22 protein-coding genes are annotated in these 19,442 nt (G+C 61.7%); 12 read left to right on the top strand and 10 right to left on the bottom strand.

Annotated elements, in window-relative coordinates; all coding sequences use genetic code 11:
- Nucleotides 1-18 precede the first annotated feature (18 nt).
- The gene (locus tag C7T36_RS19460) at nucleotides 19-648 is read right to left on the bottom strand and encodes a TetR/AcrR family transcriptional regulator (RefSeq protein WP_239654714.1); all 630 of its coding nucleotides are present in this window, start codon (nucleotides 646-648) and stop codon (nucleotides 19-21) included.
- Between the two features lie 100 nt (nucleotides 649-748).
- Between C7T36_RS19460 and C7T36_RS19455 the strand changes: the two genes are divergently transcribed.
- The gene (locus C7T36_RS19455) at nucleotides 749-1,894 is read left to right on the top strand and encodes a hypothetical protein (protein WP_045067251.1); all 1,146 of its coding nucleotides are present in this window, start codon (nucleotides 749-751) and stop codon (nucleotides 1,892-1,894) included.
- Nucleotides 1,887-2,918, top strand: a complete 1,032-nt coding sequence (locus C7T36_RS19450) for a phosphotransferase family protein (protein ID WP_045067248.1) — start codon at nucleotides 1,887-1,889, stop codon at nucleotides 2,916-2,918. Before C7T36_RS19455 ends, C7T36_RS19450 begins: the two co-directional genes overlap by 8 nt.
- A gap of 22 nt (nucleotides 2,919-2,940) precedes the next feature.
- On the opposite strand, the gene C7T36_RS19445 is transcribed toward C7T36_RS19450, so the two are convergent.
- The 4 genes from C7T36_RS19445 to C7T36_RS19430 are packed head-to-tail and all read right to left on the bottom strand — an operon-like array spanning nucleotide 2,941 to nucleotide 5,849.
- Nucleotides 2,941-3,756 carry an enoyl-CoA hydratase/isomerase family protein gene (locus C7T36_RS19445; RefSeq protein WP_045067246.1) on the bottom strand — a complete coding sequence of 272 codons (816 nt, stop codon included), beginning with the start codon at nucleotides 3,754-3,756 and terminating at the stop codon, nucleotides 2,941-2,943.
- On the bottom strand, nucleotides 3,753-4,766 hold the full coding sequence (locus tag C7T36_RS19440; protein WP_045067244.1) for a TIGR03617 family F420-dependent LLM class oxidoreductase: 1,014 nt from the start codon (nucleotides 4,764-4,766) through the stop codon (nucleotides 3,753-3,755). Before C7T36_RS19440 ends, C7T36_RS19445 begins: the two co-directional genes overlap by 4 nt.
- A complete protein-coding gene (locus C7T36_RS19435; RefSeq protein WP_045067242.1) occupies nucleotides 4,763-5,380 on the bottom strand; it encodes a TetR/AcrR family transcriptional regulator in 618 nt (205 codons plus the stop codon). The genes C7T36_RS19440 and C7T36_RS19435 overlap by 4 nt, the downstream gene beginning before the upstream one ends.
- Before the next feature lie 22 nt (nucleotides 5,381-5,402).
- Complete coding sequence (locus tag C7T36_RS19430; RefSeq protein ID WP_045067240.1) at nucleotides 5,403-5,849, bottom strand: PPOX class F420-dependent oxidoreductase; 447 nt, start codon at nucleotides 5,847-5,849, stop codon at nucleotides 5,403-5,405.
- A gap of 152 nt (nucleotides 5,850-6,001) precedes the next feature.
- Here C7T36_RS19430 and ctaD point away from each other — a divergent pair, with 152 nt between their 5' ends.
- The 3 genes from ctaD to C7T36_RS19415 all read left to right on the top strand — a co-directional run bounded on the left by ctaD (nucleotide 6,002) and on the right by C7T36_RS19415 (nucleotide 8,669).
- A complete protein-coding gene (gene ctaD, locus C7T36_RS19425) occupies nucleotides 6,002-7,732 on the top strand; it encodes a cytochrome c oxidase subunit I (RefSeq protein ID WP_033234946.1) in 1,731 nt (576 codons plus the stop codon).
- 122 nt (nucleotides 7,733-7,854) lie between these two features.
- Nucleotides 7,855-8,259, top strand: a complete 405-nt coding sequence (locus tag C7T36_RS30605; protein ID WP_045067238.1) for a YtxH domain-containing protein — start codon at nucleotides 7,855-7,857, stop codon at nucleotides 8,257-8,259.
- Between the two features lie 107 nt (nucleotides 8,260-8,366).
- Nucleotides 8,367-8,669 carry a hypothetical protein gene (locus C7T36_RS19415; RefSeq protein ID WP_033234947.1) on the top strand — a complete coding sequence of 101 codons (303 nt, stop codon included), beginning with the start codon at nucleotides 8,367-8,369 and terminating at the stop codon, nucleotides 8,667-8,669.
- A 139-nt stretch (nucleotides 8,670-8,808) separates the two neighbouring features.
- Here C7T36_RS19415 and C7T36_RS19410 read toward each other — a convergent pair whose 3' ends face one another.
- Both C7T36_RS19410 and C7T36_RS19405 read right to left on the bottom strand, forming a co-directional pair.
- Complete coding sequence (locus C7T36_RS19410) at nucleotides 8,809-9,729, bottom strand: NAD(P)-dependent oxidoreductase (RefSeq protein ID WP_033234948.1); 921 nt, start codon at nucleotides 9,727-9,729, stop codon at nucleotides 8,809-8,811.
- A 118-nt stretch (nucleotides 9,730-9,847) separates the two neighbouring features.
- Nucleotides 9,848-10,603 carry a tryptophan-rich sensory protein gene (locus C7T36_RS19405; RefSeq protein ID WP_045067938.1) on the bottom strand — a complete coding sequence of 252 codons (756 nt, stop codon included), beginning with the start codon at nucleotides 10,601-10,603 and terminating at the stop codon, nucleotides 9,848-9,850.
- Nucleotides 10,604-10,697: 94 nt separating this feature from the next.
- Here C7T36_RS19405 and C7T36_RS19400 point away from each other — a divergent pair, with 94 nt between their 5' ends.
- The 4 genes from C7T36_RS19400 to C7T36_RS19385 all read left to right on the top strand — a co-directional run bounded on the left by C7T36_RS19400 (nucleotide 10,698) and on the right by C7T36_RS19385 (nucleotide 13,529).
- Nucleotides 10,698-11,501, top strand: a complete 804-nt coding sequence (locus tag C7T36_RS19400; protein ID WP_033234949.1) for a hypothetical protein — start codon at nucleotides 10,698-10,700, stop codon at nucleotides 11,499-11,501.
- 197 nt (nucleotides 11,502-11,698) lie between these two features.
- Nucleotides 11,699-12,115, top strand: a complete 417-nt coding sequence (locus C7T36_RS19395) for an ATP-binding protein (protein ID WP_141486061.1) — start codon at nucleotides 11,699-11,701, stop codon at nucleotides 12,113-12,115.
- Nucleotides 12,116-12,214: 99 nt separating this feature from the next.
- Nucleotides 12,215-12,595: a hypothetical protein gene (locus C7T36_RS19390; protein WP_045067236.1), complete on the top strand. Its 381-nt coding sequence runs from the start codon at nucleotides 12,215-12,217 to the stop codon at nucleotides 12,593-12,595.
- A gap of 73 nt (nucleotides 12,596-12,668) precedes the next feature.
- Entirely contained in the window at nucleotides 12,669-13,529 is an 861-nt protein-coding gene (locus tag C7T36_RS19385; protein ID WP_045067235.1) for a PhzF family phenazine biosynthesis protein, read from the top strand.
- 14 nt (nucleotides 13,530-13,543) lie between these two features.
- Here C7T36_RS19385 and C7T36_RS19380 read toward each other — a convergent pair whose 3' ends face one another.
- Both C7T36_RS19380 and map read right to left on the bottom strand, forming a co-directional pair.
- The gene (locus C7T36_RS19380) at nucleotides 13,544-15,058 is read right to left on the bottom strand and encodes a cobyric acid synthase (RefSeq protein ID WP_045067937.1); all 1,515 of its coding nucleotides are present in this window, start codon (nucleotides 15,056-15,058) and stop codon (nucleotides 13,544-13,546) included.
- Between the two features lie 2 nt (nucleotides 15,059-15,060).
- Complete coding sequence (gene map / locus C7T36_RS19375) at nucleotides 15,061-15,918, bottom strand: type I methionyl aminopeptidase (protein ID WP_033234952.1); 858 nt, start codon at nucleotides 15,916-15,918, stop codon at nucleotides 15,061-15,063.
- Between map and C7T36_RS29920 the strand changes: the two genes are divergently transcribed.
- The 3 genes from C7T36_RS29920 to C7T36_RS19365 are packed head-to-tail and all read left to right on the top strand — an operon-like array spanning nucleotide 15,917 to nucleotide 16,949.
- Nucleotides 15,917-16,261: a hypothetical protein gene (locus C7T36_RS29920; RefSeq protein ID WP_146153461.1), complete on the top strand. Its 345-nt coding sequence runs from the start codon at nucleotides 15,917-15,919 to the stop codon at nucleotides 16,259-16,261. The two genes, map and C7T36_RS29920, sit on opposite strands and share 2 nt — an antisense overlap.
- Nucleotides 16,262-16,275: 14 nt before the next feature.
- Complete coding sequence (locus tag C7T36_RS19370) at nucleotides 16,276-16,626, top strand: multidrug efflux SMR transporter (RefSeq protein WP_045067234.1); 351 nt, start codon at nucleotides 16,276-16,278, stop codon at nucleotides 16,624-16,626.
- The gene (locus C7T36_RS19365) at nucleotides 16,623-16,949 is read left to right on the top strand and encodes a multidrug efflux SMR transporter (protein ID WP_084702742.1); all 327 of its coding nucleotides are present in this window, start codon (nucleotides 16,623-16,625) and stop codon (nucleotides 16,947-16,949) included. Before C7T36_RS19370 ends, C7T36_RS19365 begins: the two co-directional genes overlap by 4 nt.
- Here the strand turns inward: C7T36_RS19365 and C7T36_RS30180 are convergent.
- Nucleotides 16,833-19,442, bottom strand: coding sequence for an amino acid adenylation domain-containing protein (locus C7T36_RS30180; RefSeq protein WP_258190625.1), 2,610 nt, complete (start codon nucleotides 19,440-19,442; stop codon nucleotides 16,833-16,835). The two genes, C7T36_RS19365 and C7T36_RS30180, sit on opposite strands and share 117 nt — an antisense overlap.

Here is a 19,442-nt window from a genome sequence, read left to right as displayed (position 1 = left end):
CACCTAGCCTGAATGCAATTACTCGGCGTTGATATCGCTGCGAGTAGAGGTGATCAGCAGCGCCAATGATGCGGCGGTTCGGGTGCAGAAAGCGTCGGCGTCGGTGAGTCCACTGGTGAGTCCGCGGACAATCGTGGCCGCAACGAGGAAATCGAAGGCGACATCGGTGGCGGCGGCAACGTCCGCCTCGGACCGCTCCGGGTACTCGGCGCGCACCCGCTCGAGGAGTGCCAGTCGGGCGGGATACTCGGAACTGAGAACCAGTCGCTGGTACGCGCCTTCCTCTTGTTGATATGCAGAGAGTAAGCCCGGAATGGCTGCGCGAGTTGCCGGTTCCGCCACTTGCGTGAGGAACCATCGCGTCCAGATCAGTAGGTCCTCGCGCAAATTCGAGGTAGTCGCGGGCAATGCACCATTCTGCATGCCGAAGACCGCTTCTTCGATAATCGATTCGCGAGTTGCCCAGCGCCGATAGATCGCTGCCGTACCCAAGTTTGCTCGTCGGGCGATCGCCGTGATGGTGGTTTTCTGGTAGCCGAGCTCTACGAGCAATTCCCGGGTGGCGGCGAGAACGGCCAGGTCCACCTGAGGATCGCGGGGCCTCCCCACGCCAGCGGTACCGGTTCGACGATCTCTGCGTTCATCCACATCCGCGGACATTACCGGAGATATATTTGCCGAAAACTATTACGTTGCGATGCGCTCCGTCATAGATTGAAGGCATCCATCCACCACGAAGGGGCCCGCAGTGATCACTCCGCACGACGAACTGCTCATCCACCAACTACCCACGACACTCGACCACGTCTCGCAAAGCGACCTGCGTTGGACCGAACGCATCGTGATGTACGGGTTCGACAAAACCGGCGAGGTCTCCGTCATGACCGGCCTGGCCAAATACCCGAACCGCAACGTCCTCGACGCCTACGCGATGGTCACACGCAAGGGCGAAGAGGCTCGCGTGGTTCGTCTGTCGACCGAACTGAACCCGCAGACCGGCGCTCTTGCGGCCTGGAGCGTCGGGCCGTACACCTACGAGATCGTCGAACCGCTGCGCAAGGTTCGCTCGACCGTCGAGTCGAACGAGCACGGACTGAGCCTGCAACTCGATTTCTCCGGCGACTTTCCGGTCTACGAGCAGACGGCAGCATTCCACCGCACCCGTGGCAGAGTGCGCGAGGACGCCCGTCGCTTCTACCAGAACGGCACGATCACCGGCTGGATCGAGATCGACGGCGAGCGCATCGAGATCGATCCGGACAACTGGTGGTTCGGTCGTGACCACTCGTGGGGCGTTCGCCACGGCGGCGGGGGCGGCAGCCTGTCGGAGGGCGCGAACCTGCAGCCGTCGGAGGTTCCGGAGGGAGTCCTGTACTACATGGGGATCTTCCAATTCGACGACGAGGTAGTGCATTTCGCGCAGCGTGAAACGAGCACGGGAGCGCGTTGGCAGTTCGAGGGCGAAGTGCTCTTCCCGATCGACAGCGGCAAGGACCCATTACCCATCATCGACGTCGAACACGACCTGAAGTTCCGTGACGATCTGCGCGTCGTGAAATCCGGTACCTTCACCGTGCATCGCGCCGACCGAACCACCGACGTCATCGAAGTGAATCCGGTGTGCGATTTCTGGCCGGGACTGGCCGGTTACGACGAATACCGCGGCTACGCCTCGGGCATGTACCGCGGCAAGGACTTCAGCGACAGCTTCACAGTGGACATCACCAACCTCGAAGAGATCCGCCAAGTGAGCATGCTCAGCGAAACACTGTGCGAGGTTCGGATGGGTGACAAGATCGGGCACGGACTGGTCGAGATGGTTTTCATGGGTGCGAACCCCCGGTACGGGTACACGGACTGGTCGGCAAACCGGACGGACGCACACAATGACTGAACGTGTCGCCGCGCAGGCCCTGGCATCGACCCTGGAACCCGTTGTTCGCGAACAGATTCCAGGCGCACAGGAAGCGAAGATCGTCGCCTGGCAACGCACCGAGCGCGGGTTCTCCACCGAGACCTACCTGTTCGAGCTGGAAGGGTCCGAAAATTCGGGGGCGGGCTTCGTATTCCGACGCCCACCCGAGATCTCCCTGTTTCCCGACTACGACCTACGACGCCAGTATTTGGTGTCGAAGCGACTTGCCGGTACCGATCTGCCTGTCCCCCAGATGCTCTGGATAGACAACGCCGATAATGCTCTCGGCGGGCCGTACTACGTCATGGAACGCATCGGAAATGCCGAGGCTCCCAGCGATTTTCCGTCGTATCACACCGCCGGAAACTACTTCGAGGCCGACGAGCAGAGTCGGGCGCGGATGTGGTGGGGCTGCGTCGAGACGATGGCCCACATCCATCAACTCGACCCCGGCGAGCTTCGCCTCGACTTTCTCTCCATGCCGAGGTTCGGGGACAAACCGATCGAGCAGGCCGTGAACTATCTCGACTGGGCCGTGCGTTGGGCAGCGCCGAGTCTGTCGCCGGTAATGGAGAAGGCACTGTCGTGGCTCCGCGCGAATATCTACGAGCCCGAACATGTCACGTTGTGTTGGGGCGATGCGCGCATGTCGAATATTCTGTACAGCCCGGACCATTCCGTTGCCGGTGTGCTCGACTGGGAAATGGCGTATCTGGGTGATCACGAAGCCGACCTGGCGTGGATGCTGTTCCTCGACTGGGCCTGCAGCGAGTTCGAGGGTCACCCATCTCTGCCGGGCACACCGACCCGGGAGCAGACGATCGCCCGCTACGAGGAACTGACAGGATGGCCGGTCCAGAACCTGTTGTTCAACGAGGTGCTCGCTGCGGTGCTGTTATCGGTTCCGCTACTGCGACTGTCCACGCACCTACAACTCGGTGAGCACGCGGACATCACCGCATTCTGTAGCCGCCGCCTCGAACAGTTGTTGGCACACGCCTAGCGCGGCCTGACCCCACACTGAGTCATTGCGGAGCAATCTCCTGCCAGTCGGTTGACAGCCGTGAGACCCAGTGTGGGTCACGCCGTTCCAGGTAGGCGCGAACCCCCTCGGACGAGTCGGGCTCACCCATCACACGCAAGTGCAACTCTGTCTCGAGGTCCGCTACCCGCTCGGGACTGTATCCATGCCGGGCCGACTGCCACAGTAGACGTTTGGACAGTGCAACCGACATGGGGGCAACGTTCACCGCGATATCCCGAGCGATGTCCAGGGCTGCGGGCAACACGTCGTCTGCGGGCAGGCAACGGCTCGCGAGTCCCAGCCGAACAGCCTCCGCACCGTCAAATGTGCGACCGGTCAACAGGATATCGGCAGCAACCGCCATACCGGCGATATGCGGAACGGTCCAATGTGACATCGCGTCGGGCAACACTCCCCGGCGAACCTGCGGAATCGCATACTTGGCATCCGTGGCAAAAATCCGGATGTCTGTTTGCATCGCGATAGTCAGTCCGATACCTATCGCGTGTCCGTTCACCGCCGCGATCACGGGCTTACGCAAATCGAAAGCCGGTGGATTGATCGGCGATGCCGAAAAGCCGTCACCAACAGGCGCATCGAACGTGTCCGCGCCTCCCTCTAGATCTGCGCCCGCACAGAATGCCGGCGGCGCACCGGTCAGCACGATGGCACGAACGCCGTCGTCGGCGTCAAGATTCCGGTAAGCCTCACCCAATGCTCGACCCATCGCCCCGGTGAACGCGTTGCGTCGTTCCGGCCGGTCAAGGGTGACTACGGCTACGCCGCCGTCCAGCTCCACCAGCACCCCGCTTGTCATCGCATTTTCCCGAGCGCCGAAATCATCTCCGCAACATGGGAATCAGATGCCGGGTATCCGGGAAAGTAGCAGCACACGCGCTCAGCGTGGTCGCCGAATCGCGCGATGATCTTTGCCGCACATTCCTCGGGGGTACCCACCACTGCAAGCGTGTTCATCATGTCTCGATCAATCAGGTCCGTCATTGCAGCAAACTCGCGCCGCTTGGAGAGCGAGTTGAGTTCGGGCTGAACATCTTCCCAGCCGTCGACCTCCAACACCGGCCGATACGCCGGCGTGGAACCGTAGAACCCGAGCAGACTCCGGACCCCGCGCTCGGCGTCGGCGAGTTCGTCTGCGGTCCGCCCGACACCAACCAGCACCTGCGGGTAGATCGCAAGATCCGCCCTGGTACGCCCGCCGAGTTCGAGCCCCTCCTCGATTGCGGGCATGGTCCGCTCGCGAAAATGACGGGCACTGTTGAAGGGCATGACAAGCAACCCGTCTGCCACTTCCGCAGCGGCCCGAGTCATCAAGGGCCCCAACGCTCCCAGACAGATTTCCGGCGGACCGTACGGATTAGGTCCAGGATCGAACGTCGGTCGCATGAGCGTGTGCTGGGTGAACTCGCCCACGAAATCCAGGGGCGAACGCTCTTCCCACGCAGTGAAGATCGCTTTGATCGCAAGTACTGCTTCCCGCATTCGTGCGGCTGGCCGCGACCACTCGCTACCGTAGCGTCGCTCGATATGGGGACGGATCTGCGAACCCAAACCGAGCCGGAATCGACCGCGGCTCAATGCCTGTAGGTCGTTCGCAACATGAGCGAGGTGCAACGGACTGCGGGGCAACGCGATCGCCACATTGGTCATGAGGTCCGCCTCGACCACACCTGACGCTGCGACGAGCGGGACAAAAACGTCGTGTGCGCCCTCGAACGTGAAAAGACCGTCGGCGCCCAGCGCAACAAGTTCCTTCGCGCGCGCTGCCGAGTCTTCGGGACGTGAATCCAACTGGAGATCGATCTTCATTCGTGCCCTGCTTTCAGACCGATCGTCTCGCTTGCATGCACTGCCAACACGAACAGCGAACCTGCAAGTGAATCGACGAAGCGGTCCTCGCCCTCGGCGCCACGCGTGAGACCACGCATAGTGGTGGCGCCCGAGAGTAGATCGAACAGGAACGTCGCGTCGACGTCGGCCGGGATTTCTCCCCGCTCGGCGGCACCGTCCAACATCTCTTGAAAGGCCTTGCGAACCGGCGCGCCGATGGCCAGCAAGCGCTGCCGGGCGTCCTCACTCTGAGAGTCCGCGAGCAGTCCGGGAACACCGGCCCTGGCCGCAGGTCGCGCGGCTCGAACCAGGAAGATCCGCACCCACGTCGCGAGGTCTGTTCGGAGGTCTCCGGACACCTCGGGCAACGGATGGCCTCCGGTCCCGTGCACAGCTTCTTCGATCAATGCTTCGCGAGTCGGCCATCGGCGGTAGATAGCCGGCGTATTCACTTCTGCTGACCGGGCGATAGCGGCAATCGTCGTCTGCTGGTAGCCAACTTCGGCCAGGAGGCGGCGCGCTGCAACCAGCACAGCTTGGTCCTTGCCCGGGTCGCGCGGCCGGCCGGCGCGTGGTGTCTCCGAATTCACCATTACATAGTAGCTCGTAACGTTATTAACCGGTGCCCGACATGCCGTACACATGATCTGCTCGCACACTCAGGATCTGGCGGCGCTCCGCCACCATCGCGCGGCGGTAGTCCTCCCAGTCGGGATGCTCATTGCCACTGATGTCTCGATAGAGATCAACCAGCGCGTCGACCACCTCGTCGTGTGGATCGGAAGCTGATGGAGTCAACTTCGCAATGCCTTCGATCACTGCATAGCTCCAGAAATCCGGAGCACTCACATGCAGTGACACCCGCGGGTCACGCTCGGCATTTTTGCTCTTGACGCGGTCCGCCGTAATCGAGATCGATGCCGTTCGCGACTCGGAATCCCAGCGGTAAATGATGTTGGACAGCTGCGGCCTGCCGTCCCGCTTGATTGTTGCCAAAACACCCTGTTTCCCATTGGCAACAAGCTCGAAGAGTGCGTCCCGGACTTCCGTATCGTCGCTCATAGCCCGGACAACGACGCAGGAATGGATATTGTTCCGCACCGGGATCCGCCGAGAATCCACACCATCCGAGATAGTTCAGCGCTGTTTCGCCAGCTTCAAGTACGGGTAACAACTCTTGCAGTCGCGCTTCCATACGTGCGATGGGAGACCTGATGACCGCAGTACCAGTCCGCGCCCTCGTAGGCCGACGGCCGTATCCCCCACGCCGCCTGCGGAAGGGCCAGGCGCTTCTTGACACGTTGACGACCACAGATCCGAAGAAACTCGGCTTGATGTATCTGTTCACGTCGTTCGCCTACTTCTTGATCGGCGGCGTGATGGCGTTGATGATGCGTGCCGAGACAGCTGTTCCAGGAATGCAGTTCCTGTCCAACGAGCAGTACAACCAACTGTTCACCATGCATGGCACCATCATGCTTCTGCTGTACGCGACCCCGATCGTCTTCGGCTTCGCGAACTACATACTGCCGCTGCAGATCGGAGCACCTGACGTCGCGTTTCCCCGATTGAACGCCCTCAGTTACTGGCTCTACCTGTTCGGCGCGATTACTACGATCAGTGGGTTCGTCACCCCTGGCGGCGCGGCCGATTTCGGTTGGACTGCGTACGCGCCGTTGTCCACCGACACGTTCTCACCCGGCGCCGGAGCCAACCTCTGGATTACCGGTCTTACATTGGCCGGAGTCGGAACCATTCTCGGAGCGGTCAACATGATCACCACCGTGATCTGCCTCCGCGCGCCGGGAATGACGATGTTCCGCATGCCGATCTTCACCTGGAACATCTTCATCACGTCGATACTGATCCTGATCGCCTTTCCGATCCTGACTGCAGCCCTGATGGCACTCCTCGCCGACCGAAACCTCGGCGCACACGTCTACGACGCGAGCAACGGCGGTGCCGTCCTGTGGCAGCATTTGTTCTGGTTCTTCGGCCACCCCGAGGTCTATATCGTGGCCCTCCCCTTCTTCGGCATCATTTCGGAGATATTGCCGGTCTTCAGCCGCAAACCGATCTTCGGCTACAACGGCCTGGTCTACGCCACTCTCGCCATTGCGGCGCTGTCCATCGCCGTCTGGGCACACCACATGTTTGCCACCGGCGCCGTTCTATTGCCCTTCTTCTCCTTCATGACCTTCCTGATCGCGGTGCCCACCGGAGTCAAGTTCTTCAACTGGATCGGCACAATGTGGAAGGGACAGTTGACTTTCGAGTCACCCATGCTGTTTTCCCTCGGCTTCTTGGTCACGTTTCTGTTCGGCGGATTGACTGGCATCATCCTCGCGAGCCCACCACTCGACTTCCACGTCACGGACAGCTATTTTGTCGTCGCGCACTTCCACTACGTTCTGTTCGGCACAATCGTGTTCGCGACGTTTGCCGGCATTTACTTCTGGTTCCCGAAGATGACCGGCCGGATGCTGGACGACCGGCTCGGCGTCTGGCATTTCTGGACCACGTTTGTCGGATTCCACGGCACATTCCTTGTGCAGCACTGGCTGGGCGCAGAAGGAATGCCGCGCAGATACGCCGACTACCTACCTTCCGACGGGTTCACGATGCTGAATTCCGTGTCCACGCTCTTCGCGTTCGTTCTCGGTGCATCCACGTTGCCGTTCGTGTGGAACGTCTTCAAGAGCTACCGATATGGCGAAGTGGTCACGGTCGACGATCCGTGGGGATTCGGAAACTCGCTCGAGTGGGCAACCAGTTGTCCCCCGCCCCGGCACAATTTCACCGAACTTCCCAGAATTCGATCAGAACGCCCCGCGTTCGAACTTCACTACCCACACATGGTCGACCGGATGCGCGCCGAAGCTCACATCACCAGCGATGGCCACTCCGCGCGCGCAATGTCCTTGGAAGACACCGCTGATCGTTAAGACGCTCCGTCATACCGCCGCTCGCGCGGTTAGCAGGCTTGTTGACGGGTATTCGTGGGTGGACGAGCGATCAGTGACAACTCGTCCACCTCGTTCCATGCCGGACGACACCAGGAGACGTCATGCAGAAAGCACTGATCTTCATAGCGGGCGCCGCTGCGGGATTCGTCGTGGGCACCAGATCCGGACGACAAACCTACGAAAAGATGAGGGACCAGTCCCTCGAACTGTGGCACAACCCGACTGTCCAGGAAAAAGTGAGCGAAGTGGCGGAAACCGTCAAGGAGAAGGCACCGCAGGTGCAACACAAGGTCGGCGACCTTGCCAAAAAAGCTAGCCACCACAACGCCGAGACAAGCACTGCGAGCGGTCCAGCCATCGGAGAAACACCCGATGAGGTTGCGACCCCAACTCCGACAGCGGAAGGCAACTCGCCCGGCACCCCGGCCCCGCCAGACGATGCCGCACCAAGCGATTCCGGCCAGGGGCACACCAGCCGCAACCAAAACCCGGATCCGAAAGCCTGACCTGACAGAGGCGTTGGTGTGCGGGACAACGGAAATCGCGTGCACCCGAGCCGAACATCCGTCACCTCAATGCAACTGTCGGGTGAACCTCGACCTACAGTTGTCGGATGTCTGTGAATATCGATGTCCGTTTTGGTGTGTATGGCCTCACGCCGGCAGACGCCGACGCGATCTACACATTGTTCGAGCAGGTAGTTGAGGAAAATCGGCTCGAACGTGAGGTGGTCATCTCACGGCGAGAAAATCCCGAAGGGACCCGTGACGTGCACGTCGTGTCACAGCATCCCGTAATTTTCAGCGGTTTCTACAAGTGGCGTCCCACCTTCGAGAAGTCGTTGCAGCTTCGCGTCGCGGAGGCGGTTCCGCCCGCGAAGGTTGTGTTCGACTGGAACTACCCTGACGAGGACTGAAGACGAGGATCGCGGTAGCGGCGCGTAGCGCGGCCGCAAGCCGCGGCCTGGCTCGCTGGGCCGGCCGGCCCGCTGTCCACTGGCGTGGGCTTGGCGACACACCGAAACAGGATCACCAAAAGGACAGCGGGCCACGACGTCAGCGTGCGTCGACGGCTTCCTTCACTGTCTCGTGCATCTCGGTAAGTGCTCGCGCACAGTCGTTCCGGGTGTAACCGAGGAGCGCGGTGTCGGCGTCAGACGGCTCGTAGGAGATGACGTTGCCGCGCCCCTGGACGATGAAGCTGTCCGGAAGGATGGGGTGCTCCTCATTGCGTTCGCCGATCTCCCGGTCGCCGCCTGCCGCAGCAACCAGCAACTGGAAATACTGCTGGTAGGTGAGATTCTGGTCGCCGATCAGATATGCCTTGCCGGATTCCGCGTGTTGCAGCGCGCCCCAGATCGCTTCCGCCAAAGACCGCACCGACATGAAATTGGTGCCGCCGGCCGGAGCGAAATCAGGAATCTGTGCCTCGTTGCCCGCAGCCCACGAGAACATCTTGCGGTAACGCTTGGCAGACGTTCCACTGATGACGCCGAGAATTGAGGGCGGGTTCAGCGTCGAGACATTGAAGGTCTCGTCGGCCAACGCCCGTGCTCCTTCGTCGGCAGCCTTTCGCGCAGCGATGTACGGCATCGTCTCTGCCAATTCGGGACGCAGATGGTGGTAGTAGCTTCCCACCTGGACGAACCGGGCAACACCAGCCTCTTTGGCCAGGGCCGCGAACCGCGGCACCCCACCGGACTGTGTCTTCTCCCAGAATTCCGCCTCGTCGACGCCGCGGCCCATGTGTCGCACGTCCTGACCGGCGGCAAAGACGATCGCGTCGAACGGTGCCAGTTGATCCGCTGTGAAAGTTTGTTCCGTGTAGTCACCGAGCAGGACCGGGAAATCTCGCACAGGCGAGTCATCGGCGAGTGGATTACGCGCCGCGACGGTGACGTCGTTTCCCATGTCGCGAAGGTGAAGTGCCGTGTGGGCACCGATCATGCCAGTTCCGCCAACAATCAGGATCTTCACAGAATGCCTCTTCTTTACGTAGAGAATTACTTCAAGGTGGAGAAATACTTCGATTCATGAATCTAGGTAAACCGGAATCGCTTCGGGATGACTTCTCTCACCAACCGGGATCAAAAATTCATTTCGCCGGGTGCGCGCCGGTCAGCTCGAGCCTGACGCCGGCGGTATAGACACCGACCAACAGGGCGGCAAGCACTGCCGAGATACCGACCGCCGTGTTCGCCACTTCGCCACCCAGTCGGCCCTGCGCCACCCACGCGAGTCCCCACACAATGCCGATCGACGGCGCGATCGCGCCGCGCGAACCGGTCGCAAGGCCAACTCCGACCATGGCAGCGACGGCGAGAACAATGACTGCCCACGTCGTCGCGGCACTCGTGATACCCAGATCGACGAGCCAGGCGGTGACGTTGGCAATGGTTGCGACGCACACCCAGCCGAGATACAGACCCATGGTGCCGTCCGTGATCACCGCGTCGATCCCGTTCTCCGGGCGCTGTCGCTGAAGCAGCACGAACACTCGCGCAAGCACGGCCAGCAGACTCGCGATAATCACGACGCTCAGCCACAACAATCCGGCCTGCACCGAGAGAATCCAGGCAGCATTGAGGAGCATCGACACGGCTATCGCGGGACGCAAGGCCTCGTGACGCACAGTTCTGCCCGGCAGGAACTGCCAGATCGCGTATGCGAGAAAACCGCCGTAGACAACCGACCAGATCGAGAACGCAGTCCCGGCCGGTGCCACCAGCGTTGACGTAGCGCTCAGTGCACCTCCTGCTGCCTCCGCGATAGGCGTGCCGATCCAGGCTCCCGAACCGATGAACGATCCGACTACTGCGATCACGGCGCTGACAACAACGACGAGTTTCATAACCTGACCCATACCGGATGTATGCCCAGCGAGTCCGAGTACGACTCCCGTTGGCGATCGCGGTGCCACGGCGTTCCCGGTGTAACAATGATGTGTGGACTTCGACAGCACAGCCGACGAACTCTACGCACTCGACCCGTCCGAATTCATCGGCGCGCGACGCGCCGCAGTCGCGCGCGCCAAGGAGTTGGGCGATACGACGCTGGCGAAAAATCTGAATGCCCTGCGCAAACCCACGACAACGGGATGGGCTCTCAACCTTCTCGTTCGGGTCGAGCCGGAAAGCGTCGATCGTTTGCTCGAACTCGGAGCAGCACTGCGATCCGCACAACAGGCCCTACGCGCTGAAGAGTTGCGGTCCCTGGCTTCCCGGCGAGCGGCCGTCATCTCAGCGCTGACCGAACGCGCCTCGGCCGCGGCACAAGATCGTGGCCGCCCGCTGTCGGAGACAGTGATGCGCGAGATCGGGCAGTCACTGTCGGCGGCGCTCTCCGAACCCGATATCGGCGCCGATCTACGTCGCGGCCGGATGCTGGGCTCAGTGTCGTACAGCGGCTTCGGCCCTGCCGCGCTCGCATCGGTACCTGAACCGACCGCACCGGCGCCTTCCGACGCCGAGCCGAAAGGACAGCCGACTGGGGCCGCGCGAAAACAGGCCCAGGCTCGCGTCAGTGACGCGGAAACTGCTGCGCATCAGGCTACTTCGGAACTCGACTCGGCTACTGCGAGGGTGAACGAGGCGGCGCAGAAGGTCTCCGATCTCCGAGAGGCTTTGTCACAGGCCGAGCAGGAGTGCCGGTTTGCCGAGTCCGCTCGGCGCACCGCCGAGGAAGCCGCGGAGCGGGCGGCGACGAAGCTGACGCAGGCCAGGGATCTTGCTGCCGAGTTCGACACCTGATATTTCCCACGTCCGACCCATCCGCCTTCGATCCGGCTACGAATGCACTACAGACGGCATCTGGCCTGTCCCTGCCGAATCGTTTCGACGGGAGGCCACTGGAAAGAGCACCTTTTGATGCGCGCACTGGTAGTCATCAGGACGGTCCGCCGCCGCTGCTTCCTGACACGACACCGCAACGCATCGTAGGAGCACTCATGGTTGTCGACGAGTCTTTCCCTTTACCTTCACTGTCCGTAGCCGCCACCGCTGATCAGCTCCATATCCTGCGAGCTCTCGTCCGGTCGAGGGGCAGACACCACGACCTAGCAGCCGACGCTGTGGCAGACCTCGTTCTCGCGGTCGATGAAGCAGCGAGCACTCTTTTGCGCCACACGCCTACCTGCAGCACTCTCACGTGCACCGTCGGAGCCGACCCTGGCAGCGTGTCGGTGATCCTCACCGGGACGACGTCGGCAATGGTCGACACCAGTACAACCTCATTCAGTTGGTTCGTGCTGCAAAAGCTGGTGGACAGCGTCGCTCTCGAGCAGTGTCCGTCCGCAGTCGCAGGCCCTACCGAGATGTGGGCTGTGACCGTCACCATGGACATGACACTGAAGGCTGACCCCTGATTCCATCCACGGACGACGAGCGTCCAGCTGGAGTCCTCAGCACAAACAGACGGTATGTGCGACGGAGGTAGGACAACGGATTGTGGGTACACAGAGATCATGACGCCAATCCCCACTGCGCGATTGCTCCCTCAAGCTCTCGGTGTCCTGACCGCCGCCTACAGCGCCGCCCTCGTCCTCTCACCGAGAATTCTTGCGAAGCCGTGCAAACTCACCAAGGCTGACGGCAGCATCGCACCGGAAGTAGGGACCGTGATCAGGGCGGTTGGAGCGCGCGATGTCGCGAGCGGACTTCTGCTGGCCATGGCACCGTACGGGCCGGCGCGTCGCGGCGCTGTCGCGTTCCGAGCCGCAGCCGATCTCGGTGACGCCGCAATCTTCGGATCGACGCTGCCCGGAACCGCAACGCGGCTCAAGGTCGCTGGATTCGCGGCCACCTGGGGCTTGCTGTGCGCCTACAGCTGGCGCTACGCGGGCTGATCGAAACGCTCGCAGTCCAGTTCCGACCATCCGGCCATTTGTTGCCGGCACGTCCACGAGGGACGATAGATCCATGGCCATCACACCCGATATCCTTCGATATACCGCATTCAGCTCCGATCCCGCGGGCGGCAATCCCGCAGGAGTGTTGCTGGACGCACGGGGGCTGAGCGATGCGGAGTTGCAGGCCATCGCAACGGACATCGGATACGCGGAGACTGCATTTGTCACCAAGCCTGGATCCGAGGAAGACAAGCAACACAACGTTATTCGATACTTTTCCCCTATTGCGGAAATTCCGTTTTGCGGTCACGCCACCATTGCCACGGCGGTGGCGCTCACCGAACGTGACGGCGCCGGAACCTTCACGTTCGAGACATCCGTCGGACCGGTGTCGATCACGACCACAACAGAGGCATCAGGCATTCACGCAACGTTCACCAGCGTGGAACCTGCAGTCTCGCCCATCGACCATGCCGTGCTCACTGCACTGCTCGGCCTCGTGGGCATCGACTCGTCGGCAATCGACACCAACTTTCCGCCGCAGCTGTCGTATGCCGGAAACACCCATCCGATTGTGGTTCTCAGTGACAAATCGACCTTCGACCAGTTCACCTTCGACCCCGCGGCAATGCGCACACTCATGGACGCACAAGGCTGGGCCGGAACCGTGACCTTCCTGCATCAATTGGACGCCAACACTTTCGAAGCCCGAAATCTCTTCCCCGCGGGCAACATCACCGAAGACCCGGCAACAGGATCTGCGGCGGCTTCCACCGGCGGATACCTGCGGGCACTCGATCCCGCTGACACTCCTCGGCGCATCACAATCCACCAGGGCAGACACGTCGGCCGTCCGAGCGTCCTACTCGTCGATATTCCGGTACAGGGAGGCATCGCTGTAACGGGAACGGCTGTCCCGATCACCGCGTAGGAAACTAGCGAGCGTCAGACGCAATTCACGTGAGAGGTGATGACGGGCAATCCATTCGGGACTCCCCCGCCGATCAGTTCCTCGAGAGCATCCTGATCGAGGTACTTCTCCACGAGGTCTGCAAGGAGGTCGAGTTGCTGTTCACGAACCGCAGCCACAGAGGTATCCGGCGCCACGACAAACCCCGCACCGGCAATGTCCGTCAGGAAGCTGCGGCGATAGGCGTCGCTTTCCAGAAGTCCATGCCAGTGAGTGCCGCAAACCGACCCTCGAACACTTCCTTCCGGCGAACCGTCGGCAGCGGTCAACAACGCCAAATCACTGTTGCGGACCACCCGTCCATGATGAATCTCGTACCCGGACACCGGAATACCGTCGTGGTGACCGTCGACCTGAGCCAGCACTTTGTCCGAAGCGAATTCGATGTCGAGGTCGAGCAAACCGAGTCCGGCAGTAGTGCCCGATCCTGATTCGACGTCGTCGACGATGGATTTGCCCAACATCTGATAACCACCGCAGATTCCCAGGATGGCTTGCCCGCGGCCTGCTCGAGCGATGATCTCGTCGGCCAGGCCCGTGCTGCGCAACCACTCGAGATCACTCACGGTGGACTTGCTGCCTGGAATCACCACGAGGTCTGCGTCGCGGATACGTGCCGGGTCGGTGACCCACGAAACCGCAACCCCCGGTTCGCAGGCGAGAGCTTCGACGTCCGTCGAATTGGAAATGCGCGGCAACCGAACTGCCGCGACCGTCAACCACGCCGAACCGACGGGCTGTCCGGGGCGACCCACCGGTGCATTACCGGTGACTCCCAGCGAATCCTCCGCGTCGAGCCACAGTTCGTCGGCAAACGGGATGACACCCAGCGTCGGGCGTCCGGTCAGTTCGCGGAGTTGTTCAAGTCCGGGGTCGAGCAACCCGACGTCACCACGGAATTTGTTGATCACAAAGCCGGCGATCAAGGCCTGATCACTCGGCGAGAGAACCGCGACTGTTCCGAAAAGATGAGCCAGCACCCCACCGCGGTCGATGTCGCCGACCACGATTACCGGAATGGAAGCCGCTTCCGCCAATCCCATGTTCGCGAGATCGGTTGCCCGCAAATTGATTTCAGCCGGTGAACCGGCACCCTCACAAATCACGACGTCGAAGTCGCCGCGCAAAGACGCCAGATCCTCCGCGACGACGCCGCGCAGCCACGCACGGTGCTGCATGTAGTCCCGCGCACCGACAGTTGTCATCGCCTTACCACGAACGACCAGCTGCGATGTCCGGTCACTTCCCGGCTTGAGCAGTACCGGGTTGAACCGCACACTCGGTTCGAGACCGCAGGCACGGGCTTGAAGTGCCTGAGCACGGCCGATCTCCCCGCCGTCGAGAGTGACGACGGAGTTGTTGGACATGTTCTGCGCCTTGAAGGGCGCGACGCGTACACCGCGCCGCGCCAGCATCCGACACAACCCGGCGACAAGGACACTCTTGCCCGCGTCGGAGGTCGTACCAGCCACGAGCAGGGCACCGCGCAGGGTCAAGGCAGAGTCAGGATCTCGGCACCGGTGTCGGTGACAACCAGCGTGTGCTCGAACTGAGCGGTCCACTTGCGGTCCTTGGTGACCACGGTCCAGTCGTCTTCCCAGATTTCGTAGTCGATGCCGCCGAGGTTGATCATCGGTTCGATGGTGAAGACCATTCCGGGTTCGATGATCGTTTCGACGCCGGGCTCGTCGTAGTGCAGGATCACGAGGCCGTTGTGGAAGGTCTCGCCGATGCCGTGACCCGTGAAATCACGCACGACGCCGTATCCGAATCGGTGAGCATAAGACTCGATGACTCGACCGATCACGTTGAGCGCGCGGCCCGGCTTGACGGCCTTGATCGCCCGCATCGTGGCTTCGTGGGTGCGCTCGACAAGAAGTCGATGCTCCTCGGATACATCACCGGCGAGGAAGGTGGCGTTGGTGTCGCCGTGCACGCCGCCGATGTATGCGGTGACGTCGATATTGACGATGTCACCGTCCTGGATGACCGTGGAATCGGGGATTCCATGGCAGATCACCTCGTTCAGTGAGGTGCAGCAGGACTTGGGAAAGCTCTTGTAGCCCAACGTCGACGGGTACGCACCGTGATCAATCATGTACTCGTGAGCAATGCGGTCCAGCTCGTCAGTCGTGACGCCGGGTGCAACGGCCTTGCCCGCTTCCTGCAACGCCCGCGCGGCGATCTTGCTCGCGACGCGCATCGCCTCGATGGTCTCCGGCGTCTGGACCCAAGGCTCGTTGCCTTCCTTGGCTGTCGGCTTCCACGCGTACTCGGGCCGCTCGATCTTCGAGGGCACAGCAAGGACGGGTGAGACGGTTCCGGGGACCAACGGTGTACGCACAGACATGCCGAACAGCCTAGCCCCCGATCACGGCGCTAGCCGGACGCACTCCAGAGTTCCCGCGACTGCGGGCCAGCCCCTCCAGCACGGCAAGTCGTTGGCTGCACGATCCGCGTCCACGTCTGAGCGTCGCCGAAGCCGGTTGTGTGTCATCGAGCCCATACACAGCTCGAATATTCCGTTGGACGACGGCGTGGGCCGCTGCCAGGTACTCGCTGTCGAGGAAACCTCCGCCGGACGGGGGCGAGGCGCGATCGATCACCGAGTCCATGCGCTGCACCCGGGAGTGACGCAGTCGAGAATCTGCGTCGCCGCAAGTTCTCCGTCGGAGCAGCGGCTACTGCTCTGACAGAATCACGGCTTGTGAAGAAATGGCTACTACTGATTGCCGCAATCGTGACCGAGGTCACCGCCACGCTCTCGTTGCGCGCAGCTCTCGATCACCCTGCCTGGTACGTAGTGGTCGCTGTGGGATACGTGGCAGCCTTCACCGCGCTGTCGTTCGTTCTCCGCGCAGGTATGGGACTTGGTGTTGCATACGGAATCTGGGGAGCGACCGGAGTTGTCCTGACCGCAATTCTCGCAACGCTTCTCTTCGGCGATCCCTTGACCGCGACGATGGGACTTGGCATTGCCTTGGTCATCGGTGGAGTCTTGTGTGTCGAACTCGGCTCGCAAGCAGCCGCCACTCGCGAATCGGGTGACACCGCGTGACATGGATATTTCTGATCGCGGCGATCCTGTCCGAGGTTTCCGCCACCCTGGCGCTGCGTATGGCGTCGCAAACTGGAAGCAACAAGAAGTGGTTCGTCGTGGTGGGCGCGGGCTATGTGGCCTCCTTCGCATTTCTGACACTCGCGCTCGACGCCGGCCTTGCCCTCGGAGTGGCGTACGGAATCTGGACGGCCTGCGGGGTGGCGCTAACTGCCCTCGCGTGCCGAATCCTGTTTCGCGAAGCCCTGACGAAGCTCATGGCGGCGGGAATTGCCCTGATTGCCGCCGGTGTTGTCCTCATCGAACTCGGCGCCGGTCACTAGGCCAACCGACGCCAGGTGGCGATTCAGGATCGGACCGATGACTGCCAAACCCGGAGGGCTCGTCATCTGCTCATGCGTCGTGGGGATCTTGTACTCGTGGATGTCGCCCACGATGTAGTCCTTCCAGTCCGCTGCCCCGATCGAGCCTTCGGGTCCGCCATTCCTTTCGGCTTCGCGCGATTCCACAGAGCTGAAGTAGAGAAGATCGGAGAGATCAAGGTTCGACGGGTGGTGCGCCACGGCATCATCGACCAGCTTGCAGTACTGCCGGTACAAAGTCCCGAGGTGATCGGCCGTCAGTGTCGAAAAGAATCCGCCCTTGCGGCGCAACAACTCCGCGACCTGATCGAATGTGGGGTCTTCCTCGAGCGCATCGAGAGAATCAACCTCGGCGAACTCGGCGACCAATCGCGCGACAGACGGCATCGGAGCGTCAACCTCCGTCATCAAGCGACTGTCCATCATCGCGAGCGTTGCAACGTCAGCACCGTCACGACGAAGCCTGGCCGCCATTGCATGTGCGATCTGGCCACCCACCGAGTATCCGAGCAGATGATAGGGCCCGTGTGGCTGCACGGATCGGATCTCACGGACGTAGCGGGCCGCGAGATCGTCGAGCGAATCGAAATGCACGGACGAATCTGTCAGTGCGGGTGATTGGATTCCGTAGATCGGGCGGTCACTGTCCACATACTGCACCAATCCACTGAAACACCACGCCAACCCGACCGCGGGATGGACACAAAAGAGCGGTTCACGATTCCCCGTGGCCCGCAGGGGAAGCATTACCCCGACCGCGTCGTTCGTCTCCGCTGTGCACGTCGCAATTCGGTGCGCCAACGTCGCGGGCGTCGACTCGGTGAAAATCCAGTGAACCGGCACTTCGGTCTCAATCGATTGATGCAATCGCGCAGCCACTGCGGTGGCTGTCAACGAATTGCCTCCGAGTGCAAAGAAATTGTCGTCGGCGCCCACTCGCGATATACCCAGTGCATCTGCAAACGCTGCGGCGACGGCGGCTTCCACGCCTTCTCGAGGCGGCCGATATTCTGCGCGCTGGGCTTCGAAGTCGAGTGTGGGCAATGCATCCCGGTCGATCTTCCCATTCGGAGTGACCGGCAACTCGTCAACCACCACCACCGCAGCGGGCACCATCTGCGCAGGCACCCGTCCTGCCACACAATCCACAATCGTCGAAATATCCAGGTTCACAGACGGTTCCGGCACCACATACCCGACCAACCGATCTTCCCGCACCGCAGCAGCAGCCCGAACCACCCCCACACACCCCAACAGCGCCGACTCCACCTCCCCTAACTCGATCCGAACACCACGCACCTTCACCTGCAGATCACCACGACCCACAAACTCCAACGCGAGACCCCCACCCGAAACCCGGCGCCACCGAACCACATCCCCCGTCCGATACAACCTCCGCCCACCGCCGCCAAACGGATCCGCCACAAACCTCGACGCAGTCAACCCTCTCCGATTCACATACCCGCGCGCCAAACCAGGACCCGAAAGATACAACTCCCCCACCACACCCACCGGAACCGGACGCAACCAACCATCAAGAACAACCTCCGCCACACCCCGAATCGGGCCACCAATAGTCACCGAATCCCCCACCACCAACGGCACACTCGCATTCGACTGCACCGTCGCCTCCGCCGGACCATACGTATTCACCACCACCCGACCCGGCGAACACCACCGCGCCACCAACTCCGGCGAACACACCTCACCCCCCACCACCACCGTCGACAAATCCACAAGCCCGGACGGATCAACAGTCCCCAACACCGTCGGCGTCAACGCAACATGAGAAACCCTCTCCCGCACCAACAACTCCCGAAGCTCGCCGCCCCCGAACACCCCCGGTGGAGCAACCACCAACCGACCACCAGACCCCAACGCCCACAACTGCTCGAGCATCGCAGCATCAAAACTCGGCGACGCGCCATGCAACACCACCGAGTCGGCGCCCAAACCGAACCGAACACACTGATCCACAACCAAATTCGCCAAACCCCGATGCGGCACCACCACACCCTTCGGCACACCCGTCGACCCCGACGTATACACCACATACGCCGCCCCATCCGGATACAAAGATCCACCCCGATCCACATCCGTCACCGGTCCAGCATCAAACCCCGCCAGCGCACCCTCGAACTCGGGATCATCGAGCACCAACCACGGCACCGCACCCGGCAACACCCCACCATGCTCCGAAGACATAACACCCAGCACCGCACCACAATCAGCAAGCATGAACTCCACCCGCGCCGCCGGATACCCCGGATCAACCGCAACAAACGCCGCCCCCGACTTCGCCACCGCACACAACACCACCACCGACAACACCGACCGCGACAACGCCACCGCAACACACGACCCCGAACCAACACCACGGCTAATCAACAACCGCGCCAACCGATTCGACCAACCATCCAACTCCCCATACGACAACCGCTCATCACCACACAC

Source organism: Rhodococcus sp. AD45-ID (genome assembly GCF_003023755.1).
Classification (GTDB): Bacteria; Actinomycetota; Actinomycetes; order Mycobacteriales; family Mycobacteriaceae; genus Rhodococcus_F; species Rhodococcus_F globerula.
The sequence above is the reverse complement of the archived record's forward strand: the minus strand, read 5'-3'. Positions and strand labels throughout refer to the sequence as shown.

Excerpts from the sequence above, each read along its gene's own strand:
- C7T36_RS19450 (WP_045067248.1), top strand. The coding sequence starts at position 1,887 with ATGACTGAACGTGTCGCCGCGCAGGCCCTGGCATCGACCCTGGAACCC.
- C7T36_RS19445 (WP_045067246.1), bottom strand. The coding sequence starts at position 3,756 with ATGACAAGCGGGGTGCTGGTGGAGCTGGACGGCGGCGTAGCCGTAGTC.
- C7T36_RS19440 (WP_045067244.1), bottom strand. The coding sequence starts at position 4,766 with ATGAAGATCGATCTCCAGTTGGATTCACGTCCCGAAGACTCGGCAGCG.
- C7T36_RS19435 (WP_045067242.1), bottom strand. The coding sequence starts at position 5,380 with ATGGTGAATTCGGAGACACCACGCGCCGGCCGGCCGCGCGACCCGGGC.
- C7T36_RS19430 (WP_045067240.1), bottom strand. The coding sequence starts at position 5,849 with ATGAGCGACGATACGGAAGTCCGGGACGCACTCTTCGAGCTTGTTGCC.
- ctaD (WP_033234946.1), top strand. The coding sequence starts at position 6,002 with ATGACCGCAGTACCAGTCCGCGCCCTCGTAGGCCGACGGCCGTATCCC.
- C7T36_RS30605 (WP_045067238.1), top strand. The coding sequence starts at position 7,855 with ATGCAGAAAGCACTGATCTTCATAGCGGGCGCCGCTGCGGGATTCGTC.
- C7T36_RS19415 (WP_033234947.1), top strand. The coding sequence starts at position 8,367 with ATGTCTGTGAATATCGATGTCCGTTTTGGTGTGTATGGCCTCACGCCG.
- C7T36_RS19405 (WP_045067938.1), bottom strand. The coding sequence starts at position 10,603 with ATGAAACTCGTCGTTGTTGTCAGCGCCGTGATCGCAGTAGTCGGATCG.
- C7T36_RS19395 (WP_141486061.1), top strand. The coding sequence starts at position 11,699 with ATGGTTGTCGACGAGTCTTTCCCTTTACCTTCACTGTCCGTAGCCGCC.
- C7T36_RS19390 (WP_045067236.1), top strand. The coding sequence starts at position 12,215 with ATGACGCCAATCCCCACTGCGCGATTGCTCCCTCAAGCTCTCGGTGTC.
- C7T36_RS19385 (WP_045067235.1), top strand. The coding sequence starts at position 12,669 with ATGGCCATCACACCCGATATCCTTCGATATACCGCATTCAGCTCCGAT.
- C7T36_RS29920 (WP_146153461.1), top strand. The coding sequence starts at position 15,917 with ATGCCGAACAGCCTAGCCCCCGATCACGGCGCTAGCCGGACGCACTCC.
- map (WP_033234952.1), bottom strand. The coding sequence starts at position 15,918 with ATGTCTGTGCGTACACCGTTGGTCCCCGGAACCGTCTCACCCGTCCTT.